At 43.2% G+C, this 19,587-nt stretch carries 14 protein-coding genes; all 14 read right to left on the bottom strand.

Annotated features, from left to right (window positions below; genetic code table 11):
* Positions 1 to 11 precede the first annotated feature (11 nt).
* Entirely contained in the window at positions 12 to 1,373 is a 1,362-nt protein-coding gene (locus ACFVVF_RS16660) for an ABC transporter substrate-binding protein (RefSeq protein WP_387811736.1), read from the bottom strand.
* A gap of 24 nt (positions 1,374 to 1,397) precedes the next feature.
* Complete coding sequence (locus ACFVVF_RS16655) at positions 1,398 to 2,120, bottom strand: GntR family transcriptional regulator (protein WP_387811733.1); 723 nt, start codon at positions 2,118 to 2,120, stop codon at positions 1,398 to 1,400.
* A gap of 586 nt (positions 2,121 to 2,706) precedes the next feature.
* Positions 2,707 to 3,069: a hypothetical protein gene (locus tag ACFVVF_RS16650; RefSeq protein ID WP_387811730.1), complete on the bottom strand. Its 363-nt coding sequence runs from the start codon at positions 3,067 to 3,069 to the stop codon at positions 2,707 to 2,709.
* Entirely contained in the window at positions 3,042 to 3,287 is a 246-nt protein-coding gene (locus ACFVVF_RS16645) for a VOC family protein (RefSeq protein WP_387811728.1), read from the bottom strand. Before ACFVVF_RS16645 ends, ACFVVF_RS16650 begins: the two co-directional genes overlap by 28 nt.
* 83 nt (positions 3,288 to 3,370) lie before the next feature.
* Entirely contained in the window at positions 3,371 to 4,072 is a 702-nt protein-coding gene (locus ACFVVF_RS16640; protein ID WP_387811726.1) for a response regulator transcription factor, read from the bottom strand.
* Positions 4,073 to 4,215: 143 nt separating this feature from the next.
* Positions 4,216 to 6,249, bottom strand: a complete 2,034-nt coding sequence (locus ACFVVF_RS16635; RefSeq protein ID WP_387811723.1) for a sensor histidine kinase — start codon at positions 6,247 to 6,249, stop codon at positions 4,216 to 4,218.
* 241 nt (positions 6,250 to 6,490) lie between these two features.
* The gene (locus ACFVVF_RS16630) at positions 6,491 to 10,924 is read right to left on the bottom strand and encodes an InlB B-repeat-containing protein (protein ID WP_387811720.1); all 4,434 of its coding nucleotides are present in this window, start codon (positions 10,922 to 10,924) and stop codon (positions 6,491 to 6,493) included.
* Between the two features lie 687 nt (positions 10,925 to 11,611).
* Entirely contained in the window at positions 11,612 to 12,001 is a 390-nt protein-coding gene (locus ACFVVF_RS16625; RefSeq protein WP_387811718.1) for a hypothetical protein, read from the bottom strand.
* A 335-nt stretch (positions 12,002 to 12,336) separates the two neighbouring features.
* Positions 12,337 to 12,972: a leucine-rich repeat domain-containing protein gene (locus ACFVVF_RS16620; RefSeq protein WP_387811716.1), complete on the bottom strand. Its 636-nt coding sequence runs from the start codon at positions 12,970 to 12,972 to the stop codon at positions 12,337 to 12,339.
* A gap of 72 nt (positions 12,973 to 13,044) precedes the next feature.
* Entirely contained in the window at positions 13,045 to 13,569 is a 525-nt protein-coding gene (locus ACFVVF_RS16615; protein ID WP_387811714.1) for an SMI1/KNR4 family protein, read from the bottom strand.
* 224 nt (positions 13,570 to 13,793) lie between these two features.
* On the bottom strand, positions 13,794 to 14,852 hold the full coding sequence (locus ACFVVF_RS16610) for an HNH endonuclease (RefSeq protein WP_387811711.1): 1,059 nt from the start codon (positions 14,850 to 14,852) through the stop codon (positions 13,794 to 13,796).
* Positions 14,830 to 16,521: a restriction system-associated AAA family ATPase gene (locus ACFVVF_RS16605; protein WP_387811708.1), complete on the bottom strand. Its 1,692-nt coding sequence runs from the start codon at positions 16,519 to 16,521 to the stop codon at positions 14,830 to 14,832. Before ACFVVF_RS16605 ends, ACFVVF_RS16610 begins: the two co-directional genes overlap by 23 nt.
* Complete coding sequence (locus ACFVVF_RS16600) at positions 16,511 to 18,025, bottom strand: restriction endonuclease subunit S (protein ID WP_387811705.1); 1,515 nt, start codon at positions 18,023 to 18,025, stop codon at positions 16,511 to 16,513. The genes ACFVVF_RS16605 and ACFVVF_RS16600 overlap by 11 nt, the downstream gene beginning before the upstream one ends.
* Positions 18,022 to 19,587, bottom strand: coding sequence for a type I restriction-modification system subunit M (locus ACFVVF_RS16595; RefSeq protein ID WP_387811702.1), 1,566 nt, complete (start codon positions 19,585 to 19,587; stop codon positions 18,022 to 18,024). The genes ACFVVF_RS16600 and ACFVVF_RS16595 overlap by 4 nt, the downstream gene beginning before the upstream one ends.

Genomic DNA, 19,587 nt, shown 5'->3' with positions numbered 1-19,587 from the left:
TTTGCCATTGCCTACTTTGCAGCATACAGTTCTTGAAGCTTCGGCAGTATCTTGGCGATAATAGCCGGAATATCCTCGGATGTCGTTGTCGCCAGCACGGTCAAGTTGGACGTTTCTTTCATAGCCTGTTCGAACGCAGGGTTGCCCGTCGGGAATGGGCTGGCCGTTTTCATCTGCTCATTGAACACCTTGGCGTAATCATCCTCGTTCAGCTCGGGCAGCGATGCAACTGAGGCGCGGGAGGACATGACTCCGTTGAGTTTGTGGTACAAAATCATAGCATCCTTAGATACCAGATACTTCACGAACTCAGCAGCTGCTTCGGCATGTTTGGTCGACGATGAGATAAGCAATTGATGCTCGGTGAAGACGGTCTCGGAACGTCCGGTCGCGCCGACAGGCACGGTTGTTACGCCCCACTCCTTATCGAAAGCTTCCCCTTTGCCGCTAGTGGTTCGGAATGTGTTTCGGCCGAAGTCGCCGTCGACGAGCATGCCTAGCGAACCCGTCCCGAACATGGCACGCAAATCTTTGATCTCGGCGCCGACCGGGGCAACATTCTGATTGGCGATGTCGCGGAGGTATTGCAGCGATTCTACGAGCGCCGAGCCTTGGTCGACGATCAGCTTGCCCTGATCATCAACGAACTTACCGCCATGAGAGAGTGTTATACGGAGCAGCATTTGGCCGGTGTAAGCGCCGGTTTTATTTGCTTCGCCGATACCGTAGATCGGGTTGCCTTTATCGTCTTGTTTAAGCGCTGCGACCGCCTCCGCATATTTCAGAAGCTCGTCCCACGTCTTTGGCGGCGTATTTGGGTCGAGACCCGCTTTGGCAAACAGCGTCTTGTTCCAGAACAGCGCATTGGGATGCGGCGCCCACGGCATGGCGATCACTTTGCCGTTAAAGGTGACTCCTGCTTTGCTCGAAGGCAAAATATCGTCGATGATGTCACTGCCAAGCAGCGTTTCTAACGGCTGTACGATGTTTGCACTGCCGAATGCCGGCGTGAAGCTCTGGTTTGCCATCAGCACATCCGGCGTATTGCCTCCGGTAGAGGCAATGAGTACCTGATCTTTGTATTCGTTGAACGGGATGCCGAGTGACTTGATCTTGATGTTCGGATGGGCGTTTTCAAAACCTTCTACTAACTGGTTGTAGGCATCCTTCGTCGCATCCTCCGTTGAAATCCAGTTAGCAAACGTTAGTTCGATATTTTCTTCTGATGAGGCTGGTTGTTGTTGATTATCTTTTGAAACGTTGCCTGCCTGGTTGACCGGCTTTGCGCCGTTATTACTGCTGCCCGAGCAGGCGGTAACGGTGGCTAGTATTGCGGCGGCGAGAGATAAAGTTGCTATTTTCCATAATTTCATGACATTCCATCTCCTTTGAATTTGTTAACGGCTGAGCAATATCTCATGGTTGTAGCGTTCTGGATTGCAATAAGACAAGGAATATTGCAAAGGCTGATCGCGGTTGTTGAACAACAGCGTCTGTATGACTAGCAATGCGGTGCCTTCGGGAACTTCGAGCAGTCTGGCTATGCGGGTGTCGGCATTGACTGCTGAGTAGCTTTGCGAGCCTTTCTTGACATTCACTCCGCTCTGTTCCAGCAGATCGAAGACCGTTGAGCGTCCAAGCCGCTCTTCCGTTATGACTCCGGATAAATTGATGTTGAAATAGTTTTCATCGACTATCACATGACCGCTGGATACCGCAATTCGTCTAACCGTACGGATCATCTGCGTAGATGCCGGAATGCCGAGTGCCTGTGATACGGCAGCCGGCGCTTCGCAGTGTCCGAATTCCGCGATTTCAATGGTCGGATACAGTCCTTGGCTGCGAAGCTGCTCGACAAGTCCGACCAGCTTCGTCGTGACGGCGGCGGAAGTGCGCTGCGCAACAAAAGTGCCTTTTCCATGTTTGCGTTCAAGCCACCCCTCCGCTACAAGTTCTCCAAGGGCCTGACGGATGGGCGTACGGCTCAATCCCAACAGTTTCTCCAGTTCCCGCTCGCTTGGAATTGCGATACCTGGCTGCCATTGGCCGCTTTCGATTTGTTGTTTGATATACGTTTTGAGCTGGTGATACAACGGTACCACCTCTTGCAACAGTTCCAAGACTATTCCCCCTTTTGGTCTCTCTCTCGATCAAGTGGTAATCTGGTAATTACCAGTAAACGAAAAAGAGACACTATTCGCATAAACGAATAAGTGTCTCCAGTGGTCTGGTCAACAAAGTAATGCATATAAATCGAACCCGATTAGTTGGAATTATACGGGGCAATTGTACGTGATGTCAATCTTTTTAATATGTTTTGGGCTGAAAACCAAAATCAGAACCGGCAATACCTCCTTTAGTTAAGCGATCTTCCTTCTCTAGATTTAGCGTCGCAACGTCCACCTTTAGTTCCACTTTCGCTTTACCACTACTTGTGATAAGGCTCTCCGCGCTGTCTGTAACGGTAAGTTTTTTAGGCCATCCCTAGTAGGGATGGCCCTTCTAGTACATCTAATGAACATCAAACACCTGAACTCAATAACTTACCGAATTCCTTACCGAGAGGTATTAATATCCTTGTTATACATGTTCTGCTCCGCTGTCACGGCCACTAACCATTGTCTTTTGAATATCAAGGTCAAAACTCGTCAAATAATCCGCATTTGTAAAATGTCATCGCTTATCGCACAAATGCTTTGGTTTATTTTAAGATTCCAAAGCATTTTTAAGAAATTGAAGTGAATGATGATGAAATGCACTTGTTTTTGATTCGTCTATATGATGAAAAGTAACATCATCAATATTTGGAATATTGGCTGGATCATAAACATAGCAAGAAGATAAGCCAAACGTATCCAGCAGAGCTATCAATCTTGAATCCATTGATTTTGGGTCTTGTGGATGATCAGATACCGGGAAAACCAAAAATGGAACCTTACCATTTTTCATCGTTTTCACAAAAGGAATTGCACTTTTTTCACGAACAGAAACAAAGTCTAAAGAATTAACGTGTGGAGCAAGGATATTTTTTCGATCAGGCCCTATCTCTGCTCCTCGAGAATGACCCACCCATCATTAAAGCTTTCGATTGGTTCCATCCCTATTGTACCGCCTTTGGCTCGCACTTCTTCAACGATAAGCCTCACATCATCCCATGGCACATGGATAAAAGTATCCCACGGGTAATCAGGGTCTTCCCATAAACCCTCAACCCCTCTGACTTTAGCAGACATGGCATTTGGATGTACATCTTGCGGTGACACAGCCTGCTGTAAAATCACTTTCATAACAGGGTACGGCACCTCCGGATCTCCTCGTCTTGCGTACGCGAATTCGTATAAATAAGCTTTTTCACTGCTCTGCCTCCAGATTAGTAATCTTCCACCCAACAAAACTTGTAGCCAAAGCCGCGAACCGTTTGAATATATTTCGGTTCCGAAGGATTGACCTCGATTTTTTTACGTAAATAGCGAATATGAACGCTTACCGTGTTCTCCTCGCTTGTTCCTTCCAGCCCCCAAATTCTGTCGTATAGCAAGCTTGCGCTGAACACTTGATTTGGGTGATCGGCCAAAAATAAGAGAAGCTGCCGTTCCTTAGCCGATAGTCCTACCGTCTTTCCGCCAACCATCACTTCGCAGCTATCCAGATCGATGCTCAATTCCTGATTACGCAATCTATTTTTATTATTTGACTGCTTCCAATAAGCGTAGCTGCGCAACTGTGTCCGAATACGTGCGATTACGACATCGACATCGAATGGCTTCACGATATAATCGTTCGCTCCACCCTCCAAGCCGGCTACGATATCGCCGCCTTCCTTCCTGCAAGTAATTAGAATGACGGGAATATCCGAACGGTTTCGAATTTCAGCGCACAGGCTCATCCCGTCTCCGTCCGGAAGGTTAATATCCAGCAGAGCCAAATTGGGCAATTCATTGCCCAGTAAAGCTTGTGCTTCTCTCACGCTTCCAGCTGTCGTCACGCGAAATCCGCTGCTCTCCACACACAACCGCAGCAGCTCCCGAATATCCCGTTCATCCTCAACGATCATGATGTGCCCGTCAGACATTTTAAGTACCTACCTTTCATTCCGATATCGACTTCATCCGACTTTTATTGTGGTATTCCCTCTGAAAATGACGCAGCACAATTTACATCCTCGTTACACCAGTTTAATAGTAGGTTAAGAAAATAAAAAGGAGGCTCCGGCCCTTACGCGGTCTCCTCCGGCTCCATCTCCCTTACATGTGCATAACGCAACGGAAAACGGATATAAAACGTGCTTCCTTGAGTAGATGAACGTTCAAGTCCGACCTCGCCGCCATGAGCGTTCATAATTTCTCGACATATCGGCAGTCCCAGCCCCGTTCCCGTAATCGCTCCTGTCTTAGCGCCTTTCCCCCGGTAATAGCGCTCGAAAATAGACTCCCGCTCCCTCTCTTCTATCCCGCACCCACTGTCGATTATCCGAATGGTAATGGCTGAAGGCTGAGCCCCGAGTTCCTCCATTGTCGCCTCGACGCGAATCGTACCTCCCGGAGCTGTAAACTTCCGCGCATTCGACAGCAAGTTAGCAAACACTTGCTCCACGCGCATCGGATCGGCGTAAATGGCCGTAAATCGATCAGGCCAATAAGGCTCTGGCATCGGAACCCAGGAGAAGGTAAAGCCCTGCTCCAGCATGTCCATCTGCACCTTCGAACAAAGCCTTGCGAATAAAGCCCCAAACGGGACAAGCTCGTATTCGAACTGAATATGTTTATTTTCAAGCCGGACGATTTCCAGCATATCGTCGATCATCCGCTCCATCACCAGCGATTTATCATGAATGACCTGAAGATAGCGGGTTTCTCCCGGTGGAATCGTACCATTCAGCATTAACTGGACATACCCTTTAATTGCTGTAATCGGCGTGTTGAGCTCATGACTCACTTCGGAATACATATTGCTGCGAATCTGATCGATGTGGGATAGCTTTTCATTGGCTATTATAAGCTCGCCATTTACCTTCGCCAGCTCTTTGTTCGTTGAACGTAACTGTGCCATACGCATAAGCCGCATGCCCACGATTATCCCGAAACAGATGACTACCCCGCCGAAGCCAAGAAAGGTCCAGCTGATCTGGGCAAGCGCGTGATGCGACGTCAACAAGATCCGCGTCGTAGGAAAGAGTCCGAATTGCCCGCTCACCGACCGACCAAGTACAAGCCCTCCAACAAAAAAGGCATTTCCGATTGCAAATACCATGATTTCCGGATTTCTTCGCCGTTTAAGAGCAAGAAAAAGGACAACTATTAATGCAAGTAACAGACATGTCGAAACATAATCGTAAAAAAGCCGATAAAATAGCAGCTGCGCTTGTTCACCGAACAACAGCCAACCCGCAACCGCAACAAAGGCATAGACTAACACCGCGTAACCAAGATTACGAATCCACTTGCTGCCTTTACCACCAACAATCGCATACGTGATCAAAATCCCGCTGGCATATCCGATATACCAATTAAAGTGAATGAGCGATCCCCAGACCCATAGAGCTTCTGATCGAAAAGCAAACTGCCAGCCTCCCCACATAACAGTTAAATCTATAGCAAAACTCGCCAAAAAAACGGCAAAATAAATAAAAAGCGTTTGGCTGCGATTAAAAAAATACAATAGTAAAGATACCGCGCTTAACAGCGATAGCACAATTGCCCCAGCCCACATCGGCGCTTCCGTTCGCAGCAGCTTAAGCGCTAAAGACGATGAGGTTCCCGACCATACCTCGAAACCTTCCAAATTTTGATGAGGGGAAATGCGAGCCACCAGTACTTGATCTTCATGACCCGTTATATTCTCATACGAAATGATTCTCCAAGAAATAAATCCCGATGGTAGAAGCTTCTCTGACTTGAAGACAGGCTGGCCGTCCAGAAATAAGGCAATCTCAAAATCCTTAACTAGATAGGAATAAACCAGAAGCTGCCCCGGTGAAATCCCTTTTTTTGAAAGATTAGCTTTTAGCCAAAGTTCGTTGCCTGGATGAGCGCCATTCCGATCCGAATCCATCTGGGAGAATGGATGCCATTCGGAAGGCAACTGTCCCTTCGTCATATTTCCGAAATAGTAGGCTTCCCAAGTGATCCTAGATGCCTGATTTTGATCCTCATGCGAGCTTGCCTGCACCGGGTTAACTTGAAGAATGAGGCCAGCGGTAAGCAGCACAAGGATAAGCCTTATAATGTGTAATCTATTCGATTGGCTCACAATATTGATCTTGTCTCCTTTGGCACATCCTAGGCTTGTTGTCCTCAGTTTAACCTGTCTCTGCATTCAAATCCACATAGCTGGGAGGTTCATTATGATCATATTGATACAGTTGGAGAATGGATTTTGCAATTGAATGGTCATCAGAGCTTGAAGCTCAGGAGCGGGGAATCCGGGTTATCGGTTCTATAAAACAAGGCTGCTTTGAATTTGACTTCAAAACAGCCCTGGTCTAGATTCTTTACTTGCTTTTTTGTTCCAGCATTTTTATGAGCACCGTTACCGCCTCTGCTCTTGTCATTTTATCTCCAGGAACGAATTGGTTCGCGCCTTTGCCTTCAATAATACCCAGATTTTTCATAGTGGCCACAGCGCCTTTCGCCCAGTCCGGAATGTCTTTATCATCTGCAAAGCCAGGTGTCTCAGTTGTTCCGCCAGTCAGGCCCAAGGCCTTTGCAATCATCGCAGCCATTTCTGCACGAGTGATTTCCGCATTCGGGCGGAAGAAGCCGTCCTCATAACCACTAATAATACCCGCGTACACTGCCTGCGCGATGGATTTCTGCGCCCAGGAGCCAATCTTCTCCTTGTCGGTAAATGTCAGCGCCGCTCCATCTCCTTGCGGTTTGAGCGCATTCATCAGCATGACCGCAAATTCCGCGCGCGTCACAGTGCGACCCGGCTTGAACGTATTGTCCGGATAGCCCTTAACGATGCCCGCGCTTACCGCTTGCTTAATACTGGCTTCCGCCCAATGTGCGGCAATATCGCTGAAGCTCACTTTCGTCGGAGGGGCAGCATTGGCTACCGCAAATACAGCGTATTTGGTAAAGTGATCAACCTCTACGGTAATGTAATTACCGCTCACAGTACCGCCGACCTTCACCCATTCCTTCTTCACTTCGTCATAATAGAAGACGACCGCCTTCTCATTGCCCTTCAAGCTATTTAGATCAAATTTGAAAGAGAGCGTGACAGATTTGTCGAAGTTCTCCACGAAGCTTTTTAGAATTTCGAATATCGGGCTAAGCAGAGTATCCTTATTTGTAATCAACGTCTGTACATCCGAGACTTTATCGATCGTTAATTTTAACTCTTTGCCTGTAGCGTTAGCAGGAATGACGATCTTGATCTCATCACCTTTGCTAACCTCTCCCGCTTTGCCTGCGGGAAGCGTTAAATGACCATCTGTAGAGGTGACCTTGGGGTCACTTGTTGGCGGAGTTGGCGTGTAGGAGCCGCCATTACCGTTCGTTGCAACCGACATGCTTTCGCTGGCATCGGAAATGTTTCCCAACATATCAACAGCCTTAGCCGTATAAATATACTGCTTCGAAGCAGAAAGTCCGGTATCGACATACGTACTTTCAGCCGTTTCCACAATGAGCGTCCCGTCACGGTAAATCATATATTTGGCCACACCCGAATCATCGTTCGCAGCAAGATGAAGTGTAATCGAGTTTGTCGTTTTTGCGCCCGATGTGATTGTTACCTGGTCCGGTGCGGTCGTATCCGCCAGCACTCCGTATGTGGAGAAATGGCTGATTGTCGTCTCGATGCCGTTGTCCGTTACTTGGGAAGGATTATATTCCCACTTGCCAGTAGACACGTTGTAATAATAAACAGCGAGCTTACTCCTATCTAAACTAATGTCATACCCGAGTGTAATCTGTACAGGTTGAGTAATGGTCATGCCTTCAAGTTGGAATTCGATAACTTGTCCTGCTCTAGCGAGTTTAACCTCCCCGGAGGGCGTGGCGTTCGAATCTTGTACCGTCAATATTGCCCCTTCGGGAATCACCAGTCCGTCAGGCAGCTTAATTACGAGCCCGCCCGGGTACGTAAGCGTACGAACCGAAGGGTCTAATTGCATCGGCTCTCCTATGATACCTTCACGGACAATTGTGACCACGTATGTCGTATTTGAGCCGTCTTGCGCCGTCACGGTAATCCGAATAGGGTTATGTCCGACGAACAAGCTTGATGCACTGTAGCCATATACATTTCCCGTTACCGTATTGTAATTCGCCCCCGTAACCGTTAGAGATTGGTTAGGATCCCCTTTACTCAGAAAAAGGTTAAGAGTAGAAACCGAATTCTCAACTTGTACAGCATAATTCGTCTGCGATGGTGAAAAATGGATTGTTCCATGATCCAGTGACAGGCCGGACAATAATGTGTTCGCTGATAGCCATTGTGCATACAAGGTAACATTCTGAGTGCCTATAAAGAAATTCGCCCCACTGGCATAGCTAATGCCGCTGCCGTCTGCCGCTGTATTCCAACCTGCAAACGTATATTCCGTCTTTACCAGATTCCCGTTGTTGCCGGATACCGATACCGAAACGCCCTGCTCATACGAGCCGCTGTCGGTCGGTACGCTTCCTCCCGTACTGCCGTTGCCGCTATATGTCACCGTGAATGTAGGGTTCAAAATCCATTTTGCATATAGCGTCACATCGGACGAGCCCATGCTGAACGAAGCGCCTGCAGCATAATCTGTTCCGGTTCCATCCGCCTGCATATTCCAGCCTGCAAACGTATAGTGAGTCTTCACCAGATTTCCGTTGTAACCGGATACCGACACCGTATCGCCCTGCTCATACGAGCCACTGTCCGTCGGTACGCTTCCTCCTGTACTGCCGTTGCCGTTATATGTCACTTTGAATGTAGGGGTCAATATCCATTTTGCATATAACGTCACATCGGACAAGCCCATTCTGAATGAAGCGCCTGCAGCATAATCTGTTCCGGTTCCATTCGCCTGCGTATTCCAACCTGCAAACGTATAGTGAGTCTTGAGTAAAGTTGCCGTATTGCTATAAACGTTGACTGTCTCGCCTTGCGAATACGACTTGCTGTCAGTCTGCACACTCCCGCCTGTGTTTCCGTTCCCGTCATAAGTCACAAACTTTTGTATTGCCTGCAAATAGGGATATCCGTTATTGCGCGATGGACTTATCCCCCAAATGCTTGTGAAGTCCCAGTTTGAATCTGCATAAGTGCTTTGCGTCTTCATCTCCGTGGTCGATTGGCCAACGCCTTTGCCTGTATCCGATTGACCTGTTGTACCCGAGTCGTAGAAGCTGTAGCTGATCGTTCCACTACTATTGTTGCCAATCAAACCGCCTACTTTGGCGCCGCTTCCCGTTACACTTCCTGCTGCATAGCTGTAGCTGATCTCTCCGTTGTTGGTGCCAATCAAGCCACCTACATTGGTGCCGGTTCCTGTTACGTTTCCTGCTGCATAGCCGTAGCTGATCTCTCCGAAATTGGCTCCAACCAATCCGCCTACATTGGTACTGCTTCCTGTTACATTTGCTTTTGCGAAGCTGTTATTAACCGTTCCATAGTAATTGTAGCCAATCAAACCGCCTACACTGGCGCTTGTTCCTGTTACACTTCCTGATACATAGCTGTTGCTTATCTCACCGCCATCGATACGGCCTACCAAGCCGCCTACATATTGTTTGCCTGTAACATTTACATTTTCCAGAATCATATTGGAAACACTTGCATCATAGTCTATATAACCAAACAACCCTGAAAAATTATCATTAGGTCTATTAATCGTCAAGCCTGTGATCTTGTGTCCATTGCCGTCCATATGCCCCTGAAATCGGCCGCTAGAACCCCCAATCGGTAACCATCCTTGGCCATAGCTGCTCAAATCAATATCTGCCGCCAGCTTGAAATACAGATCCGAACCCAAATAATTCCTGACCGTATCCAACTCCTCACCAGTTGCAATCTGGTAAGGATCACTCGCAGTACCTGTTCCAACGTCTAAAGTCTTCCTCCATTTCGCGTACAGCGTCACATCGGACGTGATCACGCCTTCAGCGTCTGCTTTATAATCCACTCCATGTCCATCCGCCTGCGTGTTCCAGCCTGCGAAAGTGTAGCCTGTCTTCACCAGATTTCCGTTGTTGCCAGAAATCGACACCTTAATGCCCTTATATGAGCCGCTGTTAGCGGGCACCTCTCCTCCATTGCTGCTGTTGCCGTTATACACCACGGTATACCTAGGGTGTACGGTAAACGTAGTGGTCGCTTCGCTTGCGGCATGAGCGTCGTCCCCTGGAAAGGCAGCGGTAATGGCGTGCATACCGATCCCCAGAGCGGATGTCTTAAAACTGGCGCTGGACGAGGCGCTTAGGAGCTCTCCCCATCCCACTGTAATCGTCATGTCATCTTGACCCCAGAAGGTGAAAGTCTGAGCAACAGCATCCATCGTAATGTTCGATAAATAACGCGCTCCTGCCTTTTCCAGTTGGTTAACAATATTGCCGGAAGCGTCGTAAGTAACAATGTTCATCGCAATGCGATTATCCCCAAAACTGTAAGCCCGGTAGGTGTATGCCCCCCATTGAATAACGGGACAAGCAGAGCCACAGTTCGTTGTCGTAATCACTGGTTCAGCCGTAGTTAATCCAACTGTCGTAAGGTCCTGATTACCATCCCTGAAGGTGATTGTCCCGCTGGGGGTCATTCCACCGATTACCGGATCGAGTGCAGTGACGTTAAAGGTTACATCCTCCCCATAAGTTGAATCCATGGAATTTGCTGAAATCTTCAATGTGGCCGTACCCTGAGCTTTAGTGACGCCCGAGTAAACGTTGATGAATACTGCCAAAGCGAGGACGACCGTGAATATCTTTTTCTGTTTTACCATTCCCAAAATATTATGCAATCCTATCTCTCCTTTGTTATATAAAATAGAAAATAACAATTAATATACTTCAAATATTTAAATAGATCTGATGCTTTCGTCCTCCACAATCATAATGTACCCGTCAGACATAATAGGGGCACTATGCGAATAGTATCAGCTTCAGTTTAAGAGTAGATTAAGAGATGCAAAAAAAGAGACTGCGTAAAGCTCGCAGTCTCTTCCGACTATTTAAAAAGAAGTTTTATATCTGCTCATTGATCAGCATCGCACTCGCAATCGCCAGAAAGTCCTCCCGACCGATCCAAACACACTGAATCCCACGGGTCTATTAAAAATACTTTCCAGAAAAACAGCAACATTTCTCGCCGTCACTTGTGGTACAGTTCCCCCGATTACCTCTAATCGCCCGATAGTATCCGCACTGAACTTCTTATACTTTCCATCGAAATCATCCGCTATTCGATCAAATTCTTTAAAATCATCTTCAGTAATTATTGGTTCCATATTTTCCAGTCATTTACATTTGATTTCTAATAAGGTTCTTGTGCTCTCGAACCAGAGAACCTTAAGGTAGTTTGCCCCCGGTCGCGACTGCAATTAGCCATCGCAGGGTTGTCTGCCTGAAACCGCTTCTTCGATCAACTTCGGGCGAACTGAGAGCCGAATCCCTGACGTGAGCATCCTCTGTTAACTATTTCTCTGCCTCTCTCCTCTGCTGCCAAAAGTCGCTGAAGCAAGCATCGTTCCGGACACGCTTTGTCCTGCATAGATACTGAGCGTAAACACAATTCCCGAGCTCCCGTAATCCGCCATATACAAGTCAATTTGATTCAAATAGCCGGACTTACCTGCCGTAAAGCTTTGAGCAAGTCCGTTCGCCCGATACGTGCTCCCCGGATCCCCTGCTCCGGATGTTTGGTCAAGCGCATCGATAGCCGCTGCCGCTGCAGGCAGCGCGGCAAGTATCGGCACAAGCGTAAGTATTAATGCCAGCAAAAGGCGGACCATCCAAGACGTCGTCCGACCGTAAACTACTTTCTTATTCTCCGTATGTCCCCAATCCATTGTTCTTCTCATTTCCTCTCTCAATGGTTTACAGTTTATTCTATCGTTACTGCTACTGCGTCAAGTAGCCTATTAAAGATCAATTCCTGAGAGAATTGTAGAACTTAGCAAAGTGATAACTAACACAAGCACTCCTCCACTTTTCATTGTTCAACTCTCCTTTGTGTTCAAATCATTATAGTTCGAACCCCAAGAGACTGTAATCCTTCTAAAGATGTACTGCTAATTAAATTTCGCCCTATTTATGATACGGTTCAGCTTAACGGGGCTATCGGCGAAACTTACAAAAGGAGCATGCTGTAGCAACTCCTTTTGATTGTATTATGGCAACCGGCGAGTGAATTCCATTAATCCTTCCATGTTACCTGCCATCCGTATGACTGAAGTTTAAAGAATTTTTGAAACTCAGCAACTACGGATTCTGCATTTTCCTCCGATGTTGCATAAAATATAGTTAAGTCGACTATATTACAGTCTGAAATTTCCTCCAACCCTTTAAATCTTGATGCATCTACACCAATCTGCTTTAGACTCATACAATTTTTGAATATTGTTAAATCACCGACCGGATAAGTGAATTGCTTTAATTTCTTCAATTCTCCTATAACCTCCATTTGTGATTCATCTATTGCACAGCGATCCGTCTCAAAAAACGTTAAATTCTTTAACCCTTTAAGGAATGATAAATTTGGTATTGTCACTTTTTCGAGCTTTAGTTTTATTAACTTACTAAGGTTTGAAATATAAAGCAGGTCGCCAACCTCCATTTCTTCTAAACTTAGTTCCTTCAAATTCTTTAAAGTTCCTATTAATCCGCTATCAATGGAGTTCATTCTACATAATCTCAAACTCTTTAATTTCTTTATATCTTTCAGTTTATGTATATCTTTTAATGGAAGTCCTATTAATGTTAGCTGCCTTAACCCATCTAAAGAAACTAAGTACTCCAAATCTGACTCTTTAAAAGCTTTCGATCCTATCACAAGTTCTGCTAAAGAAGGCAACCGTTTAAGTACATCGAAATTGGTAATCCCATCCGCATGTATAATAAGTTCTTAAAGATTAACCATATGGGTTAAAATATCCAAAGATAATGACCCGTATTTTTGAGCTTGATCAGCTCTAATAAATACCATTCTCTCTTTTGCCAATGTTTTTGAAGATACAAATCCATTTTCAACATCGTCTTTAAAATACTCTTCCCAAAATCCGCTTACAGGGATAAGATTGTTCTCTTTGGTATCCATTTTAGTCAAAACCAAAATATCATCCAACAAACTTCCACTTTCACGGGATAATATGATTACATCATCCTCTTCACTAATACCAATACTACTATTTCTGAGGCTCGAATCGATAAACTCAAAGAAATGCCCCAAACTTTCCGCAATAACATATGAAAAATCAGAATTATGATCTATCGTTATGATTTGCCCATAAACTCCCTTTTTCCCTGGGTCTAATTCAATTGCCAAATATGAGCCTCCACCATCTTCAGCAAAAGGAATCCATCTTTCTCTGTAGTTCCCATCTTTGATTACATCTGGTTTGCTGGATATAATATCGTAAGCTGATTCCAAAAGGGACTTCCAGTTGCTTATGATACGGTTCTCCGTATCATCTCTAAGGCGAAATTTTAGTAGCCGCGACGCATATAGTTACGCTCTATTTCTTATATGCCCCACTGTCTCAAAGATAAATTTAAGGGCACCCTATTGGATGCCCATTTTAATATAGGAACTACTCTCTAAGAGTATATTTTCGCACCTCTCATGCTCCTTTTCTAATACGAAATTATCTCTCCTTATACATATTCCAAAGCCTCAACTTCAGCTTGTACAATATTTGAACCAGAGAGCAAACCATCTAATGTAGGTTTAAAAATAAAATCGAGACCAAGACTTTCATTTAGTTCAAATGACAATATGCATAATTTTTTTCTGTCAGAAATGTCTAGATGAGCCACTTTTGGACTTCTAATAAATTGAAAATAGTAATTATACAATTTCTTAATTCGAGCCCTTATATAACCTTGATATCGGCTTTCGATTGAGTAAATTGTCTTCCATGACTCAATCTCATTAGTCTTATTATCAGGACTACTGAAAATCAATTCCCATAATATATCCTCAATCTCAGGATTATCATTTTTAACATTCACATTTAATGAAATACCTTTATGGTTACTGTCATATGGAAAAAAAAGCTTCCCAGTTGAGAGTGCAATTGTATCCTTGTCACCTTTAGCCTCGAATGAGTTGCAATCCTTACAACAAGGAACTAGATTATAAAAATTTATTGAAGATAAGGGGTATAAAGATTTTGGCAGATAGTGGTCGTATTGGTCTCGAGTTGTATCATGGGCTTTTTTTAGCTCCCCAATTCCGCAGATAGGGCAACGAGTAATATCCTCATTGGTATTACAAAACTGATCAAAATGATGTCGTAGTAGAGTTTTAGCTTTTTCTCGAAAAGGCTCGCCATCAAGCACTTGAATATATAGATCAAGAAATAATCCTTTTAGAGTGTGTTCAATTCCAGTTGACTTACCAACAAAAGCTGCCGGTCTATATTCTCCACGACAAATCTTTTCAATTTGATTGCTTTCGATGATTCTTTGACAGAATGATTGACGATCAATTACAGACAATTTAGAAACGTATTCATATATCGTCTTAAATCTCTTTTTAAGTATTTTTCTATGACGATTTACAATTGGGAGAAAATCAACTTCGAACAATTCATCTCTAAACCCTTTTGTATCCGTCTCGATTTTAAGAAAAAATGAGATGACATATTCATGAAGCTTAGAATGTACTGTTTCAATATATTTATATGCCCTAATCACTTTTCTTAAGCTCACTTTCTTTTGAAATGAGGTCCTTAAACAATAAGACTTTTTCAACAGATTCACCTAGTACTCTAGAAGCTTCTTTTGCTGCTAGAATATTATCTAAGGTCGCTAAAGGCATTTCACGTATCTCATTGATTTTTTTCTTTGAAAGTTCCGATATAGTATCATCCTTACCGAATACAATATCTGAAATAACATTGATAGACGTACCAAAAGTGTTGATTTCCGGTGACTTTGGTTGCCTGACTGTTCCATCAGGATTTCTCTGGAATATGTAGACGTTCTCTTTTCTACAGTCTGAAACGATATATGGCGAATGTGTTGTAAGTATTATCTCTTGATCACGTTCTTTATCAATAGTTTCATTGGCGATATTTACAAATTTTGAGCGCCAGTCAGGATTGAAATGTGTATCAGGCTCATCTAAGAGAAACAAAGAACCTGTTGCGTCCATTAATAACAGACTACCAAATATTTGAAGTAGTTGATGTTCTCCATCTGACAACTTTCGATAATGCATACATGAATTATTCTGTTTTGTAAAAATAATGCCTGATATTCTGAATACTAAATTACCAGCTTCATGCTTCGGTAATTCATCAGAAAGATTTTCGTATGACCCTGCTTTGGCAGATGCAACAGCTCTTCTAGTGTCTTGACTAATCAGTTCATTATTAAGTAACTGAAAGAAGTAAAATACTCTAAATAAATCATAAGCTGTCTTAAAGTAATGACGGAATGCTTCTTTTGTAGATTTATTAACCCAATATACCAGCTCAATGTCCAGTAACTCATCACTTTTTGTTTCTCTTCTAGTCTCATTTACAAATGTAGCGCATTTTTTAAGATTATCTAATGCGATATTTAGCTCTGAATGTAAAAAACTATCATCCTCTACACCTTTTTTTAGTTTAAGATTTATCACGAAAGATTGAAGATCATTGATGCGCAATTCTCTTTTTATCATGCTTAAATCTATACCACCAAAGTCAGTTGCTTTGTTTCCTTCTGTAAAGGATGACATGTCATAATCATCCGCATCAAATAAAAAATTACTGACGGCTATAAACCTGTTAGAATCATAGTTTAAGAAGAACATACGATTCATGTTTAAAGAATCGATTCCTGATTTAGCTCTTAATTCGTCGTAGTAATTAAAGTCAATCTTTATAAATGAATTACTCAATAACTCATTCATTCCAGATGAATATGCAATAATACGTGCAGGTAATATTCCCTGAATACGTTCATCTTTAGTATTATTTAAAGTTAAATATTTATCATTGATCTGAGCTAATATTTGAGGGTATTGATTCACTTGTTTTGTAATCTTGATAATGGGGTTATACTTAGATTCATTCAAATTAGAGTTAAGCTCATCCCAAGAAGTACGAGAAGACATGACATATATTCTCGGCAACTCGTATTCAATTTCAAACCCAAAACCAGTTCTAAATGTTTTCAGCTTATCTTTAGGTGCTTTATAATAGGTTTCCATGTAATAGAAAATTTCAACTATAAATTCCAAAAGGTTGGATTTACCTGAACCATTCAGGCCAACAAAACAAATCGGGTTAAAGCCAAATAATCTCTTTGGTTGATCTGTATTAAACACTACCTCATATCCAGCATGTAAGCCTCTGAATGGAGTTAATATTTTTATTCGTTTAATTTTCATAATTACCTCTGAATGCTATCTGTTTCTTTTTATCATTTTTAGCTTCCTCAGATGTTAGAAAATCAAATACTTGGTGAAGATTAGCCTTGTCCGATTCTAGCAACTTTATGATTTGAGTTTGAATATCAGTTCTTGAGGGAATTCTTTTATCTGTTAATGACTCAATTTCTTTCCACAGTTCTTCAAAACTGAATACCTTTCCTGAATTACCTTCTATTAACTCAACTAAGTCCTTATTGGTAAACTCCAACTTGGGTTTGAATTCCACATTAGCACTCCCAATCAGTTTAAACTCCCCTGCTTCTGTTTCCGTTTCGTAAACCACCGGAACGTTGCTCAAATCCAAAATCCCCTTAAATGCCTGTTGACTGAGCGAACCGTAGAGGTTTTCTAGTTCAATGAGGCTTTGGGAGTATTTCACTTTGAGAGATTCGACTTTTTTCACGATTTCGACGAATTGGTTTTGGAGTGGAAGGGGTGGAAGATAAAGTTTAATATTTATAAGATCCTTTATATTTACTCTCGGTGCCGCTCCCCCTCCTGCTAAATTATTGATGCAATGTTGTAGTGAATTTGTGTTCAGTGAGGCCCAGAGAAATTCACTTGTTGCAATGTTATGATCAACGCTAAAGAGCATAACTCTTTGACCCAAGCAAATATTCACCTCTTTTGGCACTCTGGCACAATTCCCCAATCTACCTCCTTCCCTTGTAAAGACAATATCATTATAAGATGGAATATGCCGCAAATTACGTTGGTGGAAAGTATCAACATCAACCTGTAAAGTGTTATTAAGATCTAAGTATCCATTTTGGATATCCGATGATCTAATACAATACAAACTTGTAAATGCATCGGAGTATTGTGGCGTGTTGTGAGGACAGTCTATAACTTTTTTACATACATCCTTGAGAGAGACAATCCCCCATCCTCTCTCATTCCTCACGGGGTCCCCGAACATCTCCATAAAAGTACTCTTTAATAGTTCATCCAACGCATTAATGCTCTCCTTGCGCTTCGCAATCAATAATTCTGCCCTTGATAGAATAGTAGCAATGCGAATTTGATCTTCTAATATAGGAAGGGGGATTCTCAATTCCGCAAGAGATTTAGAATTAAGTGTTACTCCTTTAGCCGCTTGATTTCCACCTACTAACTTTATTGTTTTCAATGCGTAATACATATATTTTGAGTTAAGAATTAAATGATCTTTAACAATCAATGCTGCAATTGCTTCATTTGTATATAGATCAGTTCCAGCAAAAGCAAGTTTTCCAACACTCAACTTAAAACTTAAGAGAAGTGATCCTTTAGGAATTTTTCTGCAACGAATAGATCTTATTGCTTCTTCAGTAATTTCTTCTTTCGTTGAAATTATCACCTCTTGCTTCATATCTGCAATAGAAGCCCATTTATAACCCTTCCCCCAGTATTCATTTACACTTCTCGAAGGGGTCCTTCCAATAACTATATCGCATATATCGGCTAGTCTGACCTTTTTCATCCCAACAACCCCTCAAGCTCATTCAACTCTTTGTCAATCTCGCTCTCCATAGTCTTGAGCCTAGTAAGAATCACTACCGGTTTTTCATAAACAACCTCTTCAAACACATCTTCTTTGTACTTACTAATGGATAGATCATAAAATCCTGCAACAATTTCTACTTTTGGCACAAAAAAATACTTCTGCTTGCGGTCACTATCTTTGTTTCGGTCACGCATTTTATATTGCGTTACAATATCCTGTAGGTCGCCATACCCGTCAAGTTTTGTACGTCTATCGTCTAGGCTGTAGCCATCGCTTTTCATATCGTAGAACCAGACATCTTCAGTTTCGCCGCCCTTTGTAAAGATTAAAATTGCGGTACTTACCCCTGCATAAGGTTTAAACACTCCGCTGGGCATGGTGATAACTGCTTTCAATTGACATTCTTCAACGAGTATTTTTCGCGCTTCAATAAACGCTTTACCACCACCAAATAAAACACCTTGCGGCACAATCACACCCGCAGTTCCACCCATTTTAAGTAGATTATAAATATTCTCAATAAATAAGAGTTCCGTTTTGGTGGTTCCTAATTTGAGTGATTCGTTGATATCTCCTTTATCAATACTACCGGTAAATGGCGGATTAGCCATAATAATCTGATACTGATTGGACTCGGTAAAACTTTTACTCAAAGTGTCTTTGTAATCAATATGAGGAGTATCCACACCGTGCATCATTAAGTTCATCAACCCCAACCGAACCATGGTGACATCTATATCGTAACCAAATAAGCTGTCATTCAGAATCCCACTCACTTCATTTGTCAGTAGACTACTCACTGAGTTGCGAATAAAACCGTCTTCGTCAGGCTGAATATTCTTCTTATTCTTATCAAGCTGAGTCACCATATACTGATATGCCCCAAGAAGAAAACCGCCAGTTCCGCAGGCAGGGTCAGCAATCCGGTGCCCCAGTTGTGGTTCAACCAATTCGGCGATGAGCTTAATGATATGTCGTGGTGTCCTGAACTGTCCATTCTTACCGGCTGAGGCAATTTCGGAAAGGAGCATTTCATAGACATCCCCTTGAATGTCCTGAAAAGCCTGGCCACCTTCGTCGGCATCTTTCTCAATCTCTGCGTATATTTCTTCGATGGTGGATATCGCTTCTACTAATAAGGATGGTTTTGGGATAATGAAGACAGCACTTTTCATGTAATGGGTAAAGGGTGATTCTTCCCCGTTCAACATTTTCAAGAAAGGGAACACCCTCAACTGCACATGATTAAGCATATCTTCGGCCGACATTCTTCTGAAATTGCTCCAGCGAAGTGTCTGTTTATCTACCTTCTGATCGGTGCCAGGGAGCGTAAATTCTCCAGCAAATTTAGAGGTATACTCTTCCCCTGTAAATTCGGCATCAGATATCCGTTTCAGATCAAGATCATCCAGTCGTTTCATAAAAAGCAGATAGGTAATCTGTTCAATGGCTGTAAGAGGGTTGGATATACCGCCGCTCCAAAATTTATTCCACAGTTGATCAATTTTACTTTTGAGTACCGAGTTGTTTTGTAACAA

Origin of the sequence: Paenibacillus sp. NPDC058174, assembly GCF_042883865.1 — a bacterium.
Classification (GTDB): Bacteria; Bacillota; Bacilli; order Paenibacillales; family Paenibacillaceae; genus Pristimantibacillus.
The sequence above is the reverse complement of the archived record's forward strand: the minus strand, read 5'-3'. Positions and strand labels throughout refer to the sequence as shown.